At 60.8% G+C, this 16,787-nt stretch carries 15 protein-coding genes and 1 pseudogene; all 16 read right to left on the bottom strand.

The window, feature by feature from the left end:
* Positions 1-106: 106 nt before the first annotated feature.
* The 16 genes and pseudogenes from B0G77_RS14065 to B0G77_RS13990 all read right to left on the bottom strand — a co-directional run bounded on the left by B0G77_RS14065 (position 107) and on the right by B0G77_RS13990 (position 16,460).
* Complete coding sequence (locus B0G77_RS14065) at positions 107-958, bottom strand: 3-hydroxybutyryl-CoA dehydrogenase (protein ID WP_133662672.1); 852 nt, start codon at positions 956-958, stop codon at positions 107-109.
* Positions 959-991: 33 nt separating this feature from the next.
* The gene (gene bktB, locus B0G77_RS14060) at positions 992-2,179 is read right to left on the bottom strand and encodes a beta-ketothiolase BktB (protein WP_133662671.1); all 1,188 of its coding nucleotides are present in this window, start codon (positions 2,177-2,179) and stop codon (positions 992-994) included.
* A 57-nt stretch (positions 2,180-2,236) separates the two neighbouring features.
* Positions 2,237-3,910 carry an electron transfer flavoprotein-ubiquinone oxidoreductase gene (locus B0G77_RS14055; protein ID WP_133662670.1) on the bottom strand — a complete coding sequence of 558 codons (1,674 nt, stop codon included), beginning with the start codon at positions 3,908-3,910 and terminating at the stop codon, positions 2,237-2,239.
* 14 nt (positions 3,911-3,924) lie between these two features.
* A pseudogene (locus B0G77_RS14050) lies at positions 3,925-5,725 on the bottom strand (acyl-CoA dehydrogenase).
* Positions 5,726-5,975: 250 nt separating this feature from the next.
* Positions 5,976-6,974, bottom strand: a complete 999-nt coding sequence (locus tag B0G77_RS14045; protein ID WP_133662669.1) for an AraC family transcriptional regulator — start codon at positions 6,972-6,974, stop codon at positions 5,976-5,978.
* A 485-nt stretch (positions 6,975-7,459) separates the two neighbouring features.
* Complete coding sequence (locus B0G77_RS14040; protein WP_133664145.1) at positions 7,460-7,609, bottom strand: high-potential iron-sulfur protein; 150 nt, start codon at positions 7,607-7,609, stop codon at positions 7,460-7,462.
* Between the two features lie 94 nt (positions 7,610-7,703).
* On the bottom strand, positions 7,704-8,000 hold the full coding sequence (locus B0G77_RS14035) for an EthD family reductase (RefSeq protein WP_133662668.1): 297 nt from the start codon (positions 7,998-8,000) through the stop codon (positions 7,704-7,706).
* 160 nt (positions 8,001-8,160) lie between these two features.
* Positions 8,161-8,892, bottom strand: coding sequence for a hypothetical protein (locus B0G77_RS14030; RefSeq protein WP_243750996.1), 732 nt, complete (start codon positions 8,890-8,892; stop codon positions 8,161-8,163).
* A gap of 84 nt (positions 8,893-8,976) precedes the next feature.
* Complete coding sequence (locus tag B0G77_RS14025; RefSeq protein ID WP_133662666.1) at positions 8,977-9,654, bottom strand: hypothetical protein; 678 nt, start codon at positions 9,652-9,654, stop codon at positions 8,977-8,979.
* A 34-nt stretch (positions 9,655-9,688) separates the two neighbouring features.
* Positions 9,689-10,345: a c-type cytochrome gene (locus B0G77_RS14020; protein ID WP_133664144.1), complete on the bottom strand. Its 657-nt coding sequence runs from the start codon at positions 10,343-10,345 to the stop codon at positions 9,689-9,691.
* A gap of 10 nt (positions 10,346-10,355) precedes the next feature.
* The gene (locus B0G77_RS14015; protein WP_133662665.1) at positions 10,356-11,840 is read right to left on the bottom strand and encodes an FAD-dependent oxidoreductase; all 1,485 of its coding nucleotides are present in this window, start codon (positions 11,838-11,840) and stop codon (positions 10,356-10,358) included.
* Between the two features lie 307 nt (positions 11,841-12,147).
* Complete coding sequence (locus B0G77_RS14010) at positions 12,148-13,080, bottom strand: FAD-binding protein (RefSeq protein ID WP_133662664.1); 933 nt, start codon at positions 13,078-13,080, stop codon at positions 12,148-12,150.
* Between the two features lie 17 nt (positions 13,081-13,097).
* Entirely contained in the window at positions 13,098-13,847 is a 750-nt protein-coding gene (locus tag B0G77_RS14005; protein WP_133662663.1) for an electron transfer flavoprotein subunit beta/FixA family protein, read from the bottom strand.
* Complete coding sequence (locus B0G77_RS14000; RefSeq protein WP_133662662.1) at positions 13,844-14,272, bottom strand: DUF4148 domain-containing protein; 429 nt, start codon at positions 14,270-14,272, stop codon at positions 13,844-13,846. The genes B0G77_RS14005 and B0G77_RS14000 overlap by 4 nt, the downstream gene beginning before the upstream one ends.
* A 136-nt stretch (positions 14,273-14,408) precedes the next feature.
* The gene (locus tag B0G77_RS13995; protein WP_133662661.1) at positions 14,409-15,698 is read right to left on the bottom strand and encodes an acyl-CoA dehydrogenase family protein; all 1,290 of its coding nucleotides are present in this window, start codon (positions 15,696-15,698) and stop codon (positions 14,409-14,411) included.
* A gap of 198 nt (positions 15,699-15,896) precedes the next feature.
* Positions 15,897-16,460, bottom strand: coding sequence for a TetR/AcrR family transcriptional regulator (locus B0G77_RS13990; RefSeq protein ID WP_347814178.1), 564 nt, complete (start codon positions 16,458-16,460; stop codon positions 15,897-15,899).
* Positions 16,461-16,787: the final 327 nt, after the last annotated feature.

The following is a 16,787-nucleotide window of genomic DNA, read 5'->3' as shown; positions in this document are numbered from 1 at the left end:
AAACTACAAGCCAAGGCCGGGTCCTCTTCGACAACCCCGCCACATATCGCGCAGCCTACGAGGCTGGCGGCCCACAATAAGTGCAGTTCGCTCGTCGACACGCTGCTCAGTCGTAGCCGTAGACACCTTGTCCGGTCTTTCGACCAAGCCGGCCGGCGGCCACGAATTCGCGCAGCAGGGGGCACGCGCGGTACTTCGGGTCACCGAAATCCTTCGTGAATACATCTAGCACGGACAGGCAGACATCGAGCCCCACGAGGTCTGCGAGAGCTAGCGGGCCGATCGGGTGGTTCGCGCCAAGACGCATGCCGGCGTCGATCTCTTCCGCCGTGGCAACGCCCTCTGCAAGCACGAAGAACGCTTCGTTGATCATCGGCACCAGAATCCGGTTGACCACAAAACCTGGGGCATTCTTGACGCAGATCGGCGATTTGCCAAACCGCGTCGTCAGTTCGCGGATCGCCTGCACAGTGGCATCGTTCGTCTGCAAGCCACGGATGATCTCCACCAGCGGCATCAGCGGTACCGGGTTAAAGAAATGCATACCAACGAAGCGGGAAGCATCTGACAGCGTAGATGCAAGCGCCGTGATGGAGATCGACGAGGTGTTCGATGCGATGATCGTGTCGGCACGAGCTGAGGCTTCGATCTGTTTCAGGATGCGCACCTTCAGTTCGGTGCTTTCCGTGGCGGCCTCGATCACGAGATCGACGTTCGCAAGGCGCTGATAGTCGGTCGAGGTCTCGATGCGGGCGAGCGCCGCGTCGCGCGTGGCTGCATCGATTTTTTCTTTCGCGACGAGCCGCTCGAGGCTGGACGTAAGCGTCGCCATTCCCTTCACCAACGCCGCCTCGGCAAGATCGATCATCATGACCTTCAGTCCGGACACCGCGGTAGTCTGGGCAATGCCATTGCCCATGGTGCCCGCGCCGACGATTCCTACCGTTTCAATTGCCATATCTGTCGTCTCCTGCAAGTTCTCGTGTGCCGTTCACTGAAGGTTCTCGAAGATGGCCGCGATGCCCTGGCCGCCGCCGATGCACATCGTCACGAGCGCGTAGCGCCCATGGATGCGCTGCAGTTCGTAAAGCGCCTTGACCGTGATCAGCGCGCCTGTCGCGCCGATCGGATGGCCGAGCGAGATGCCCGAGCCGTTCGGATTGACTTTAGCTGCATCGAGCTGCAACTCCTGCGCCACCGCACACGCCTGCGCGGCAAACGCCTCGTTCGCCTCGATGACATCAAGGTCACCGATAGTGAGGCCGGCCCGCTCCAGCGCGATGCGCGTGGCAGGCACCGGGCCGATGCCCATATAACGCGGATCGACTCCCGCATGCGCGTACGACACCAGGCGTGCCATCGGTTTGAGTCCGAGCGCTTCAGCCTCCTTGCGCTCCATCATCAGGACCGCTGCCGCCGCATCGTTGATCCCGGAGGCGTTGCCAGCCGTCACCGTGCCGCTCTCTTTCTGGAACACCGGGCGCAGCCCGGTGAGTTCCGCCAGATCGACGTCCTGACGCACATGCTCGTCGGTATCGAACACGACCTCCTTGCCTTTGACTTTCTGCGTTATCGGGAGGATCTGTTCCTTGAAGCGTCCCTCGGCGATCGCGCGGGTGGCCCGGCGGTGCGATTCCAGCGCCAGTGCGTCTTGCTGGTCACGCGTGATGCCGTACTTCTGCGCGACGTTCTCCGCGGTGACCCCCATCGGCACCGCATGGAATGGATCGTTCAGCGCGCCGAGCATCATGTCGATCAGGCGGGCGTCGCCCATGCGCGCACCGAAGCGCGCATCGGGCGTCACATACGGGGCGCGGCTCATGTTCTCCGCGCCGCCGCCGATCGCTACATCCGCGTCGCCGAGCAGAATGGTTTGCGCAGCAGAGACGATCGCCTGCAGGCCCGACCCGCAAAGCCGGTTGACGGTAAAGGCCGGCGTCGCTTCGGAGACGCCGCCGTTAAGCGCGGCGACCCGCGCCAGATAGAGGTCTTTGGGCTCGGTCGCGATCACATTTCCGAACACGACGTGGCCGACCTGGTCGCCTGCGAGCTGCGCGCGCGCCAGCACCTCGCGCACGACGATCGCGCCGAGCTCAGTCGGTGGCAGATCCTTCAGACTGCCGCCGAATTTCCCGACGGCCGTGCGTACACCACTGACAACAACGACTTCCCTCTGCATCAGTTGCTCCTTGAATTGGTTGCTGTGCCCTTCTTGAAACGAAGCGCTGTCGGCCGATCACATATTCGGATAATTTGGACCGCCACCGCCCTCAGGCGTCACCCAGACGATGTTCTGCGTCGGGTCCTTGATATCGCATGTCTTGCAGTGCACGCAGTTTTGCGCGTTGATCACGAGGCGTTCGCTGCCGTCGTCGTTCCTGACGAACTCGTAGACGGCAGCCGGGCAGTAGCGTGACTCGGGGCCGGCATAGGTCTGCCAGTTCACGTTGACCGGCACCGACGGATCTTTCAGCGTGAGGTGCGCCGGCTGGTTTTCCTCGTGGTTCGTGTTCGAGATAAGCACCGACGACAGACGATCGAACGTGAGCTTGCCATCCGGCTTTGGATACGTAATCGGCTTGCACTGCGAGGCGGGCTTCAGCATCTCGTGATCGGAATGCTGATGATGCAGCGTCCATGGCACATTGCCGCCCAGCAATTTCTGCTCGATGCCGACCATCAGCGTGCCGAGGTACAGGCCCTTGCTCATCCACTGCTTGAAATTGCGCGCGCGGTACAGCTCGGTACGGAGCCACGACGTCTTGAACGCTTCCGGATAGTCGGTGAGTTCATCACTGGTGCGGCCGGCCCGCACCGCGTCGAACGCGGCATCGGCCGCGAGCATGCCGGTCTTGATCGCCGCGTGCGAACCCTTGATCCGCGACGCGTTGAGGAAGCCCGCGTCGTCGCCGACCAGCGCGCCACCCGGGAACACCAGCTTTGGCAGCGACATCAGGCCGCCCGCGGTGATCGCGCGCGCGCCGTACGACACCCGCTTGCCGCCTTCGAGAATCGCGCGGATCGCCGGATGGGTCTTGTAGCGCTGGAATTCCTCGAACGGCGACAGATACGGATTCGAATAGCCGAGGCCGACCACGAAGCCCACCACCACCTGGTTGTTGTCCATGTGATAGAGGAACGAGCCGCCATACGTGTCGTTTTCGAGCGGCCAGCCGGCCGTGTGCATCACCAGACCCGGCTCGTGCTTCGACGGATCGATTTCCCACAGTTCCTTGATGCCGATGCCGTACACCTGCGGATCGGCGCCTTCGCGCAGCCTGAATTTGTCATTCAGTTGACGGCCGAGATGCCCGCGCGCGCCTTCGCAGAACAGCGTGTATTTCGCGTGCAGTTCCATGCCGAGCTGGAAGTTCCCGGTCGGTTCGCCGTCCTTGCCGATGCCCAGATTGCCGGTCGCGACGCCTTTGACCGAACCATCGTCGTTGTACAGAATCTCGGCAGCCGGAAAGCCCGGGAAGATCTCGACACCCAGCGCCTCAGCCTGCTGACCCAGCCAGCGCGTCACATTCGCGAGGCTGATCACGTAATTGCCGTGATTCTTGAAATTGTCCGGCAGCGCCCAGGTAGGCACGCTCTTCGAACCGGTTTCCGTCAGGAACAGGAATCTGTCTTCGGTCACGTTCACCGTCAGCGGCGCGCCTTTTTCCTTCCAGTCGGGAATCAGTTCGGTGATCGCACGCGGGTCCATCACCGCGCCCGAGAGGATATGCGCCCCGATCTCCGAGCCTTTTTCCAGTACGCACACGCCAAGCTCGACGCCCTTCTCCGCGGCCAGCTGCTTCAGCCGGATCGCCGCGGACAGCCCAGCCGGGCCGCCGCCGACGATCACGACGTCGTATTCCATCGACTCGCGTGGACCGTATTGCTCGATGAGGCGAGCTTCAGTCATGATCCCCCCTTGCATCAGAACTGGTCTTCCGTCAGCGCCAGTACGCCCACGTCATCCTGCGCGCCGACGATGGCCGCTTCCAACGCGAGTGCCTGCGGCAGGACCTGCGTCGCGAAACAGTGTGCCGTCGCGATCTTCGCGTCGTAGAACGACGGATCGTCGCTGTGCTTCTCCGTGGCCACCAGTAGCGCCCGGGCGAACTGCCGGCCAGCCAGCACGATGCCAGCCAGCTTCAGATACGACACACTGCCGGCAAACACCACGTTCGGTTCCTGCTGGGCTCGGGCGAGCACAAACTCGACGACGTTCGCCAGCGCAACGCGACCCGCCGCAAGATGACGGTAAAGCACCTGGAACGCTGGGCTGGACTCGTACGAGGCATGCTCCCACAACGCCGCAAGCGTTTCGTCAGTCTGCTCAATCAACACCTTGGCGACCGCGCCGCCGTCGCGGAGCGTCTTGCGTCCGACCAGGTCGTTCGCCTGGATCGCGGTCGTACCTTCGTAGATCGTCAGAATGCGTGCGTCGCGGTAGTACTGCGCGGCGCCCGTCTCTTCGATGAAACCCATCCCGCCATGCACCTGTACGCCCAGGCTCGCGACGTCGATCGACAGCTCCGTACTCCAACCCTTCACGACTGGCACCAGATATTCGTAGATCGCCTGATGGTCGGCTCGCACCGCCTCGTCGGCGTGACGATGCGCGATGTCGCTGTGGGCAGCAGCGACGTAGGCGAGCGCACGGGCTCCTTCCGTCAACGCGCGCATCGTCGCGAGCATGCGGCGCACGTCGGGATGCTGAATAATCGCCACTGACTGCTTAGCCGAACCGTCAACCGGCCGGCTCTGCACGCGCTCCTTCGCATAGGCAACGGCTTTCTGGTACGCGCGATCGGCAACAGCGATGCCCTGCACGCCGACACCGAAGCGCGCCGCGTTCATCATGATGAACATGTACTCAAGCCCGCGGTTGGCCTCGCCGATCAGGTAACCGATTGCGCCTCCGTGATCACCAAATTGCAACACCGCAGTGGGGCTCGCCTTGATGCCCAGCTTGTGCTCGATCGACGCACACTGCACGTCGTTGCGCGCGCCAAGCGTGCCGTCGTCGTTGATCATGAACTTCGGGACGATAAAGAGCGAAATACCCCTCACACCTTCCGGCGCGTCCGGTATCCGCGCGAGCACAAGGTGCACGATGTTCCCCGCCATATCGTGCTCGCCGCAGGTGATGAAGATCTTCGTTCCGAAAATGCGGTATGTGCCGTCGTTGTAGGGTTCAGCGCGTGCGCACGAGCGCGAGATCGGAACCGGCCTGCGGTTCAGTGAGGTTCATCGTACCGGTCCACTCGCCAGAGATCAGCTTCGGCACGTAGCGTTGCTTCTGCTCCTCGCTGCCCGCGGTCAATAGCGCTTCGATCGCGCCGTCGGTCAACAACGGACACAGCGCAAGCGACAGGTTCGCGGCATTCAGCATTTCGATGCACGGTGTGGCAAGCAGTTTCGGCAACCCCTGGCCGCCATATTCGATGGGGTGAACGACACCCTGCCAGCCGCCCTCGGCGAACTGCTGAAAGGCTTCCTTGAAGCCTGGCGAGGCGGTGACCGCCCCATTCGTCCAGCTGCTCGGGTTCCTGTCTCCTTCGACATTCAGTGGCGCCAGCACGTCGGCATTAAAGCGGGCGGCTTCTTCGAGGACTGCCTGCGCAGTTTCAACTGTCGCGTCCTCGAAGCCGGGCAGCGTCGACACGTGTTCGAGACCTGCAAGTTCATTAATGGCGAACAGCATGTCCTTGACGGGCGCGGAATAGCTCATCCTGTGTCTTCCCAATGGTGGAATTTAAAGGGGTGCCATGACACTGGAACGCCAGGTCCTGCACGGCAACGATTGACGGACATCGTAGCCTCGAACATGGCGAATCCGGCTGACCGAACCGGACCATCTATTGACAAAGTCGGCCAGGGAATACGAGCAATCCGGTCGTGTAGCCGTGGCGCGGCGCGTTTTTCACGGCCGATGCGCGACAACACCGGCCTCTCGTGCAGGCCCGATGTTGTCAATGGAATCAGGTGCCGCGGCGGTACGCGCCAGGTGTGCTGCCCGTCCAGTGCCGAAAGGCCCGATGGAAGGCGGTCGGATCATCGAAGCCGATATCGCCGGCAATCGCAGCGATCGCGTCCTCGGTTCCCGTGAGACGTTGAATCGCGATATCCCGTCGCAATTCGTTCTTCAGCGTCTGAAACGCCGCACCCTCGGCCGCAAGATGGCGGCACAACGTCCGCACCGAGCAGTGCAGGCCTCGCGCGGCTTCCTCGATTGACGGCATGTCGGGTAACCGGGAGGCCAGATAGTCCCTGACGCGGTGGCTCGTGAGCTGTTCGTCGAACGCCACAAAGATCCAGTCTTCGGGCGCCCGCGCGAGAAACTTACGCAGGTTCGCCTTGCGCTGACGAATCGGCATGTCGAAGAAAGACGCGCTGAACTGCATCAACGTCTGTTCACAGTCGAACTGGACAGGTCCAGGAAAGAGGTAGAGATATTCATGCGCATGCGGTGGACGCGGAAACGCAAAGCGGACTTGCAGCAGCGGAATCTTCTGGCCGACGAGCCAGGACGCCACGCCGTGCGCGAGTTTCAGCATCAGTTCCTGACCAAGGACGCTGACGGCCGCGGCGCCCTGTCCGAGCGCGACATCAGCCACCAGAGCACTGCGCCGTGTCCCGAACCGGAAGTCATCGAGCACGATATGCATGAACTGACCGAACCGATGCATCGCGGTTTCCAGGTTCGGCGCGTCGAGGAGACTCAGGCACAGGAATTTCAGGGTGCCGTTGCGTAATGGCCGCGTGAAGATGCCCGGCATTTCGTCGTCGAATTCGATCGCCAGTGCCCGGTACAGCGTCGCGAACTGCGCCTCCGTCACGCGCGCGCCCGATTCGGTCAATAACGCGCGCGAGATGCTCGCACCTTCGAGGTATCGATCGACGACGTCAGGCTGGGCGCCCACGCCGTCGAGAAAACCTTGAACGAGGGAGATCGGTACGGTAGCGCCAGGTGGATGCATAGCCGTGATCGAACAGGACTCTGAAAAAGCAGTGAAGGTAACAAATGGCACTATCAACTGTTCATTAGCAGCATGCAATGGCAAGCGACTTCGGCCGCCTCTCGGCATCCGACGCACTCTGTGCATTGATAGTCTAGCTGTGAGATGAGGTGAATTGCGCAGCGAAGACTTCGTTGCCAGCTTGACTGTTTCTTCACGAAATTCCTTCGTGCATACGACCTCGGGCATTCGGTTCATCAATGCCTCCATTGCTCAATTCTACGGAATGTTAACGTCCACTTTTTTCAGCCAACCTCTCGGAGTTACCACCTCGTAGACCAACATCCTGCCTATCCTTCGCCGACGGATTCCAAGCCCCCGCAACGTGAACCCGGCTCGCACGCGCCGATCAATTGTGCGTGAAGGCGCGCAATAATGTGCGGCATGCGCGCCCTTTTCATGAACACTGCCTCCAAGCAATCAAGCCTTTTGCTATAGCCACGACATCAACCCATGGCCGCGACCTGTTTGTCGCCGAACATTGGACACGGAGCGAACGCATCATTCGATTTTCTCTGATAGAACGTGCAGTTACGGGAAACCTGACCCGCTGCGTACTCCGCAATCGTCACTGAAGCACGCCTTGCTGGATGCAGTTGAGCGAGTCGACCGCCCCTTCAGACGACAGAAAGCGCAGTGGTGCGATGCAGCCCAGGCGGCAATAGCGAAGTCAGGCCGCTGCGCGATCCGTCAGTCGTCCGCGTGGAAAATCGTCGGTATGATATCGGTGAAGTTTTTCACGTCGCCGATCACTTCGGCGGCTTTGGCGGAGGAAAGGGCCATATCGATCCCGATCTGATCGCTGAAACGTAGTATCGCTACGCATGCGAAGGGTTGCGGCGCGGGTGATGGAAACAGGACCTCGGCCGATTGCAGACCGAACTCACCCCACGCCGAGAGGACAAGCGGAGCATGGACCGAAAGGTAATACTCGCGGTCAAACCTCCCGCCTTCTGTGCTCGGGTAGCTCACGATCAGGGTAGTCATATCTAATCCAGTGTTGAGATGTGTTTGAGAGTTGAAAGAAAGTACGTTTTGGGCCCTATCGCGATAAGAACGGCGGGATAGGCGAGTTCCCGACTATCAGGATTGCTTACATCGCTGGGAAATGCTTTGGTGTCGCTCTGTGCTGAACCCGAGCGATGCCTTAGGTGGTTGCGCCAACGCCATGCAAGCGCGCCGGTAACGTCCGTGCGCGGCGGAGCAACTGCCAGCCGAACAACAACATCCACAGCGGCAGAACCAGCACGACGCCCATTTCACTGGCATTCGAAAGCGCGTCGAGATCCGGAAAAAAACCGAACACGAAAAAGAAGCCGAAAGCCCAGCCGACGATCTTCAACAGAATCGCTCCCTTCCAGCCCGCGTTCTTGAGCAGTTTGGCCGCAATCAACGTCCAGAAAAGCACGAGGGGGCCTTCGATCCACCAGAGCCCGTTTTGCGTCCCATTGGCTATCGCTGTCCATACTGCCGCCGCTGCGCCTCTCGTGGCATCGTCCCCGCCCGCATACAGATGTGCCAGCGGGTGAAGGATTGCAAACTGCATAACTGCGCCTGTCACGCCCACCATGACATACAGCACGATGGCCATTGCCACCATGTTGCCGAGCGCGCCCAACTCCTCACGAAATACGTGCACGAAGTATCCGCCGATGACGAGGAACGGCAGGTAGAAGCCGAGCATGTCGGCAACCATGCACCAGCGGAACAGGTCGCGGATATCCGGTGGCAATGCCAGCATCGATGCGCCATGCAGCACCATGTCCGCATCCGGGCCCGTCACCGCCACAGACAATCCAACATTCGCGTACGCCAGAATGCCGCCGATGATGGCGCTCCAAGCCGTAAAGCGCATTACCTTGCGCGAGGTCTGATTCATCATAGTCTCCAGGATAAAACCTTCAGCGCCGCCCGCGCATAACTCCCGGTTGTCGCGGACCGCGGCAACAGCAACGTTCTTCATTCAATTGCAGTAAGGAGTAGCGCTCTTCGAAGCCACGCTCCCGCTTCGAACACGCTCAAGGGCGCAGTAGCCGTAATAGATCGCCGGCATGAAGTAGGCCCACGTGCACAGCGCAAGCGTGTAAAAATTGAGCACGACGTTGGTTTCCTCACCAGGAATCTTGTAGAAATCGTAGATGCCGGCAATCGCGAGCGACGTCACCAGCGCCACTGCCACGCCCAGCGCCTCAAGCATCGCGCCGACGTTCAGCAATCGCACGATGAAATAAGCGAGATAGATCGACAGCCAGATCCACATCGCCAGATAGTAATAGGGCAAAACGCCAGCGATGAAATCCGCACCCACAAGGACGAATGTGAGCGCAAACGAGGCGACGAATGCCGCGACGTCCTGGCGAATTGACGGCTTGTAGCCATGCGTAATCACCATCATGCCCGCGACGGCGATGATGGGCATGCCGAATCCGCGAGAGAACGCATCGAAGAAGTGCGCTACCTCATAGGAAACTGCATTGCCGGTGGCAAAGAATCCGATGGCGTTCGTCGCGGAGATACCGACAATCCACATCTCCAGCCCGAGAAGATAGTTTCGTTTCTTAACGATCTTCCAGCCGTAGAAAAATGAGCTCAATGCCAGCAAAGCACTAGAGAGCATAAGAACTATAGATCTGAGGTCCATGATTAAACTCCTAACTCAGGTTGCATCTGATTGGTCAATCTTTCTTCGGATCGAGGCTTGCCAGATAGCTCGCGATAGCCTTGCGGTCTTCCGATGAAAAGCCTTGCGACAGGCTTTTCATTACGCCGGTGGGTTCGCTTCGGGTGCCGGAAGCGAACTCGTCGAACTGCGCGAGCAGATAGTCATATCCCTGACCAGCCAAACGCGGAAACTGCTCGTGGCCCATCAATTGGGAACCGTGACATGCGACACAGTTGCCCGCAGCCACCAGGTGCTGTCCCTTCTCGCGCAGTTGCTGATCCGGCTTGAAGTAGCGATTCGCGACAGGGGTCGCACCGGCGAAATACTCAGCGAGGGATTTGATCTGCGGATCGCTCATCGTCATCGCGAGAGGTCCCATGTTCGGATTGCGCCGCGCCTCACTGGCGAAATTGTGGAGTTGGGTTTCCAGGTAGGGAGCCGGTTGGCCCGCCAGGCTCGGATAGCCCTGATGAAGCGAATTGCCCTTGACGCCGTGACACACAGTGCAGGTGTCGGTCACGTGCGGCCAGGGGCCGCCGTCGGCGAGATAGGCTGCTGTCGAAGTAGTGATATGGCCCTGAAGCCTGTAGAGACCTAGAAGATCAGAACCGAAAACGGCCAGCAGCAGGACGATAACCAGAGGAATGCCAATCAATAGGTATTTTTTCATCGCTGCCCTCTTACGCCCGACGCAGGGCATTCAGTGCCCGAAGCGCGCCATGATGGCCGGAGCGCACGGCGCCATCCATGTAGCCGGCCCAGATATTCGCCGTCTCCGTCCCCGACCAGATCAGCTTGCCGCACGACGGGTGCAGCGCTTCTCCGTGGGCGCTCCAGAAGCCCGGCGGAATGGCGGAAATACAGGTAATGGTCCAGGGATCGACCCGGCTCCAGTCCTGATCGTGGAAGGCGATGGGAGACAGCGCATCGTCGCCCCATGCCTGCGCGTAGAGTTGCTTGTGCATGGCCATTGCCGCATCCCGCTCCGACGGGACCATCCCATTCTCGACGAACGCGTTGATCACCCCGATCTCCCCAGCGGGCGGGGAGTTGTCGAAGGCCCAGAGGATGGGGCCATTGACCTGGAAGATGCTGCCGTTCATGCCCTTGTCGCGCCAGAACGGGCGGCGATAGACCATGGCCGTCTTCCGTGCAGGGGAATGCGCGGGCCATGCGCGCTGCAAGGCCGCGCGCTTGTCGGGCAGAGGCGGATCGAACTGCATCTGATGACACAAAGCCGGATGGATGGCCACGACGACGGTCCGTGCCCGCACTTCTCCATGATCGGTATGCAGGGTGACAACGTCGCCGTCCCATCCGGAAATCTGGCGGACCGGCGTAGACAGTCGCACCTTGTCGCCCAGTTGCTCGGCCATCTTGATGCTGAGGATTTGCGAGCCGCCGACGAAGCGGGTTTCTTGGGCGCTGTGCTTGATGCTGTCGAGCTGCGAATAGTCGCAATCCGCCGAATTGATCATCGAAAGGAAATGCAACAACCCCATCTTCGCCGGCGCCGCGCCGCCCGAAAGAATGCTGCTGGCATTCCATGCCACCTGGTCTTCAGGCTTGATGTCCTGCCTCGCCAGCCAATCGCCGACCGAGAGCTTGTCCAGTTCGCCGACCTTCGAGGACGTCCACGGCGCACCACAAGGTACGTCGCGTGATAGCCTGCCGAGCCTTGCTCCGACCGCCTCGTCGGTGCCGAACGTGCCCTTCAGATCGACTGTCACACGACCCGCACCGCCCAGAATGACCGTATTGCCGTCGTAGTAGGTTGGGAAAGTCCCGACGCCCAGTTCACGCGCGAGATCAGCGACGGCGGTCTGGCCGGGCCCCATCCATTGCCCGCCGACTTCCGAAACGAAGCCACCGGGGATGTTGTAGTTGAGTGTTCGCCCCCCCACACGATCCCGGGCTTCCAGCACCAGAAAGGACTCGCAGCCCGCCTGACGCAGGTCTCGCGCGGCGGTCAGTCCGGCCAGCCCCGCTCCAATGATGGCGACGTCGAGAATGCCGTCCGCGCCTTGCGCGGCCTTGGTAAGCGCGGCATGCGACTGTCGGGCACCCATTGCGAGCGTGCCCACGGCAGCCGAGGCACTGGCATATTTGAGCCATTGCCTGCGCTGCAGGTTTGCAGCGGCGTCAGGGGAAGATTTTTTTGCCATAGTGCCTCTGTCTACGTGATGAAGGTTCCCGCTCCTTGCGGCTCACCGAAGCCGCTCTGCTCAGGTGCCAGGTTCCAGGTTCCAGGTTCCATATCCGATCGCTATACCCTGCTGCCAGAATCATTCGGAATCCTTTCACATTCATTCGCGCGCCTCGCCGGGAACCGCGAAGTCTGCTGCTCTATCCATCTGCATTAGTACAATAAGCTAAAGATAGGTCATATTACACACAAACAAAGCAGAAAAAAATACAGAGTATTTCCCCTGTATCTCGAAGCCTGCTCGCGACATCCCACCTTTTATGCGCTCAGATTAACGACACCAACTCCGGCACCACCTGGAAAAGGTCGCCGACGAGACCGTAATCAGCCACGCTGAAGATGGGCGCTTCTCCGTCCTTGTTGACCGCCACGATTACCTTCGAGTCCTTCATGCCCGCGAGATGCTGGATCGCGCCTGAGATACCCACCGCGATGTACAACTGCGGCGCGACGATCTTGCCGGTCTGGCCGACCTGGAAGTCGTTCGGCACGTAGCCCGCGTCCACGGCTGCGCGCGAGGCGCCCAGCGCGGCGTTGAGCTTGTCGGCGAGCGGCTCCAGCACCTTCGCGTAATTCTCGCCGCTACCCAATCCCCGGCCGCCCGAGACGATGATCTTCGCGCTCGTGAGTTCCGGACGGTCGAGCTTCGTGACTTCGCGGCTCACGAACTGGGAGAGGCCGCTATCAGGCGCGGCTTCGATGTTCTCGATCTGGGCGCCGCCGCCCCCGGCAGAGACTGCGTCGAACGCGGTCGTGCGAACGGTGATGACCTTGATGGGTTCGGCCGACTGCACCGTCGCGATCGCGTTGCCCGCGTATATCGGACGCTCGAACGTGTCCGGCGAATTCACTGCGGTAATGTCGCTGATCTGCGCGACGTCCAGCTTCGCAGCGATACGCGGCGTGACGTTCTTGCCCGCCGCCGTGGCAGGCGCGAGGATGTGCAAGTAGTTCTTCGCAATCGAGAGCACCGTCGCTTCGACATTCTCTGCGAGACCCGCTTCGAGTTGCGGCGCGTCGGCCAGCAGCACCTTCGAAACGCCTGCGATCTTCGCCGCAGCGTCGGCAGCGGCTTGCGCGTTGTGGCCTGCGATCAGCACATGCACGTCGCCCCCGATCTTCTGCGCAGCAGCGACGGTGCTCAGCGTCACAGCCTTGACGGTTGTGTTGTCGTGTTCTGCAATAACCAGAATCGTCATTTCTATCTCGCTCCCTCTTACAGCACCTTAGCTTCGGTCTTCAGCTTCTCGACCAGCATCTTTACGTCTGCAACCTTCACGCCTGCGCTGCGCTTGGGCGGCTCGGCAACCTTCAGTGTCTTCAGACGCGGCGTGACGTCCACACCGAGGTCTTCGGGTTTGACGATCTCCAGCGACTTCTTCTTCGCCTTCATGATGTTCGGCAACGTGATGTAGCGCGGCTCATTCAGACGCAAGTCCGTCGTGACCACGGCGGGGAGCTTCAGCGACAGCGCTTCCGCGCCGCCATCAATTTCACGTGCGACCGTGACGTCGCCCTCGGCGACGGTGATCTTCGAAGCGAAGGTCGCCTGCGGCAGGTTCGCCAGCGCGGCGAGCATCTGGCCTGTCTGGTTCGAATCGTCGTCAATGGCCTGCTTGCCGAGGATCACGAGTTGCGGCCGCTCCTTGTCGACGAGCGCCTTGACCAGCTTCGCCACGGCGAGCGGCTGCAGGTCTTCATTCGACTCGATGAAGATCGCGCGATCGGCGCCGAACGCGAGCGCCGTGCGCAGCGTTTCCTGCGCTTGCGCGACACCGGCCGATACCGCGATGACTTCCGTCGCCACGCCTGCTTCCTTCAGGCGAACCGCCTCTTCAACGGCGATCTCATCGAACGGGTTCATCGACATCTTCACGTTGGCGATATCAATACCCGTTTCGTCGGACTTCACGCCGACCTTCACGTTCGCATCCACGACCCGCTTCACCGCCACCAACAATTTCATCGCTGCTCCTCGTTCAATCCATTTGTGCTGCTCACACTCGTCGCCGTAATGATCCCTTCTGCCATCCACGCCTGCTCCAGACGCAGGAAGTTTTCCCGGTTGCGCGCCCTCGTCGCAGCACTGGGCGGATAGTCAACCCAGCGCGGCGGAAGTAACCCCTGCTCACCGGCCTGCAGGAGCTCGGCCCGGACTTGTGCCCGGGTTTTGCCCAGCGCCGGGCTGACGCCCGCAGCCGGGCTCCCGTCCGCGCGAGCCGGATCGGTCTGCGCACCCGGGTCCTCCGGCACGCCTCTCGATACGGACACGGAATGCGGAATTGAATGCTCGGGGCGGTGACCACTGCCGCCACGCGCCTGAGCAAAACCCGCGACAGTAGCTAGCACAGCCGCGAGAGCCGCGTGGCTCAATGAGACAGCAGCATTCATGTCGTTCTCCTAATTTAATAATGGATTCGGCGCTTGATTTACGGCAGTGCTCCCACGCACTAGTCGCGATCCGATAACCCGATCCGGGTGCCATGAAGCCCTGACGCCACGCCGCGACATCGGGTCGACGACATATTTACTCCTTCGTCCACCCGCCCTGGTAGAGCTTTCCTGCCAGCACGCCGAGGCGCAACGTGAGGTGGTAGTTCTCGCCATCTTCGATCAGTGCGGACCGCACATCGCGGAACAGTTTCTCGATCGGGAATTCGCGGGTGGTGCCGTTGCCGCCGAAGAGCTGGAAGGCCTCGTGCGTGATCTTCATCGCTTCCTCGGTCACGCTGACTTTGGCCTGGGCCGTCGCGTAGGGATGGCTCTTCGGAGACAGGCGCGAGAACGCGAGGCTGCGTCGCGCAATGGCCCGCGCCATCTCCAGCCGACGCAGCATCTCGCCCACGCGCAATTGCGTCATCTGGTGATCGATCAACAACGCCCCGCCCTGCTTACGTTCGTGGCAATACGCCAGTGCGAGTTCGAACGCGGCGCGGGCCACACCCACGAACACCTGGCACATGTGCGTGCCGGCGAACGACCAGGTCGAGGCCAGATTGCCGAGATAATCGTCCTGCAATGCAACGGCGAAACGCTTGGGCACCTTCACGTTGTCGAAGTAGATCTCGCCCTGCGGCAGCGAGCGCTGGCCAATCTTGTCGAGCGGCTTGCCGCGCGAGATACCCGGCAGATCGAGCGGAATGATCATGCCCACGCCGTTGGTGAACATGCCATGTTCGCCGGTACCGTAGAAGCCGTCACCGTAGTCTGCAGCCATATACGCAAGAGCCACCTGCGCGACCGAGCCGTTCGAGATCCACGCCGAACTCTGCCCGTTGATGACGATCTCGTCCGTGCCCACCTTCGCCGTGAGGTTGCCGACCGGCTGCTTGCCGCCCGCGCTGATCTCGTCGCGGTAGAGAATCGCGGCATCGGAGCCGCGGTCGGGCTGGGTGTTCATCCAGCAGCCGATCTTGCCGGTGCACATGTCGATCAGCTCCTGATTGCCAACCGACTGCGCCATCATCAACGGAGCGGGCGCCACGCCGATCGAAACGGCAAGCCCAGCATCACCCCAGCCGAGCTCTTCGCCGATCAGCGATTCGATGCGCACCGCCATGTCTGGGGGAAGCTGCGTGAGAAGCTGCGGATCGAGGCCCAGTTTCGCGCTTTCCATCATGGCGGCCCAGTAAGGTGAACCGGGCGCGATCACTTCCTCCGGCGTCATGCGGTCGAGTTCGCGGCCGACGGGCTTCAGTACATCGCGTGCGAAACGGTGAACCGTGTCCTGGATCGCACGCTCCTCCTCGCTCATCGGCGTTTCGAAACCGGTCAATCCTGCCAGCGGCAACCCTACGGACTTGTGCAGTCGAATCATTTCGGTACTCCTCCTCTCCTGGACGCATGTCGACCGGACTGCCCGACAACCCGGTCATCTCACTTATAGAACACAAATACAAACATAGGTAACGATACAAAACACTAGCCGAAAAAAAAAGACAGGGTATTCCCCTGTCCTCTTTCTACGCTGCCATGGCTGCTGTGGCTGCCGGGGCCAGAACTGGCGTGACCTGCCCTAAGCCGCCTTGGCGTCGACAGTCTTCCCCCACACCATCTCATGCGCGACCTGAAGAAATTTCGCTTCGAACCCTCGCATGTATGCGCGCTTGCTGCGCGTGGTGCCCAGATGGAGTGTCATTCCGTCCACCATTGAAATGAGCAACATGGCGATATGTGCACTCTCGGCCGCCCCACGCTCCGGATTCACGGCGCGAATGAGCTGGGCAAATTCGCTTGTCAAGGTGTCGTACCATTCGTCTCGCATCTGTGCGCACTCGAGGTCTGTAGACGCAAACGAAAAGAAATGCCACCACAGCGGGATGTTCTTCGAGTCCTTCGCGTCCCGCAACGACTGATCGAGAATGGTGTCGATTTTCGCACGTGGCGAGGCATTGTTCTGGAGCGCCTGTTTCAGAACGTCGAGATACGTGTCGATCACCGGCGCCATCACCGCCCGCACGACGTCAGGCCGCGTCGGGAAGTAGTATTGAAGGTTGCTGACACTGATTCCCGCTTTCAGCGCAACGGCACGCAGCGAGAAGTCCATGGGACCATTCTCGAGCAGGAGCTTCCTCGCCACACGAATAATGGCATTGCGCGTACGTATGCCCTGGGCCCGCAGTCCGTCGGGTGCGGTTCCCGTGGAAGGTGCTGCGCTCGACGGGCGCCGCTTACGGGTGCTGGGTTCTTTTGGCACTGTCATCGCTTTCCGTCCTGAGTGAAGTATGACGCCTCGCCGAAGCGAAGCAACGCGGTCACACGAACCGTTCTCTAGGTAAACATGACTATACCTTACACCAGGTTGAACATCCATCCTCATGGCGGGCGCGTGATGCAGCGTTCGTCCTCGCCCAATATCACCTCAATTCGCAGTAGTCAAACATCAAGTGACTCTCCGAATGCCCCA

It is taken from the genome of Paraburkholderia sp. BL10I2N1 (assembly GCF_004361815.1).
Taxonomy (GTDB): Bacteria; Pseudomonadota; Gammaproteobacteria; order Burkholderiales; family Burkholderiaceae; genus Paraburkholderia.
Note: the sequence above shows the minus strand (reverse complement) of the source record. Positions and strands in the feature narration are given on the sequence as shown.

Bases quoted from the DNA above. Each gene is read 5' to 3' on its own strand.
- B0G77_RS14065 (WP_133662672.1), bottom strand. From the start codon at position 958: ATGGCAATTGAAACGGTAGGAATCGTCGGCGCGGGCACCATGGGCAAT.
- bktB (WP_133662671.1), bottom strand. From the start codon at position 2,179: ATGCAGAGGGAAGTCGTTGTTGTCAGTGGTGTACGCACGGCCGTCGGG.
- B0G77_RS14055 (WP_133662670.1), bottom strand. From the start codon at position 3,910: ATGACTGAAGCTCGCCTCATCGAGCAATACGGTCCACGCGAGTCGATG.
- B0G77_RS14045 (WP_133662669.1), bottom strand. From the start codon at position 6,974: ATGCATCCACCTGGCGCTACCGTACCGATCTCCCTCGTTCAAGGTTTT.
- B0G77_RS14035 (WP_133662668.1), bottom strand. From the start codon at position 8,000: ATGACTACCCTGATCGTGAGCTACCCGAGCACAGAAGGCGGGAGGTTT.
- B0G77_RS14030 (WP_243750996.1), bottom strand. From the start codon at position 8,892: ATGAATCAGACCTCGCGCAAGGTAATGCGCTTTACGGCTTGGAGCGCC.
- B0G77_RS14025 (WP_133662666.1), bottom strand. From the start codon at position 9,654: ATGGACCTCAGATCTATAGTTCTTATGCTCTCTAGTGCTTTGCTGGCA.
- B0G77_RS14020 (WP_133664144.1), bottom strand. From the start codon at position 10,345: ATGAAAAAATACCTATTGATTGGCATTCCTCTGGTTATCGTCCTGCTG.
- B0G77_RS14015 (WP_133662665.1), bottom strand. From the start codon at position 11,840: ATGGCAAAAAAATCTTCCCCTGACGCCGCTGCAAACCTGCAGCGCAGG.
- B0G77_RS14010 (WP_133662664.1), bottom strand. From the start codon at position 13,080: ATGACGATTCTGGTTATTGCAGAACACGACAACACAACCGTCAAGGCT.
- B0G77_RS14005 (WP_133662663.1), bottom strand. From the start codon at position 13,847: ATGAAATTGTTGGTGGCGGTGAAGCGGGTCGTGGATGCGAACGTGAAG.
- B0G77_RS14000 (WP_133662662.1), bottom strand. From the start codon at position 14,272: ATGAATGCTGCTGTCTCATTGAGCCACGCGGCTCTCGCGGCTGTGCTA.
- B0G77_RS13995 (WP_133662661.1), bottom strand. From the start codon at position 15,698: ATGATTCGACTGCACAAGTCCGTAGGGTTGCCGCTGGCAGGATTGACC.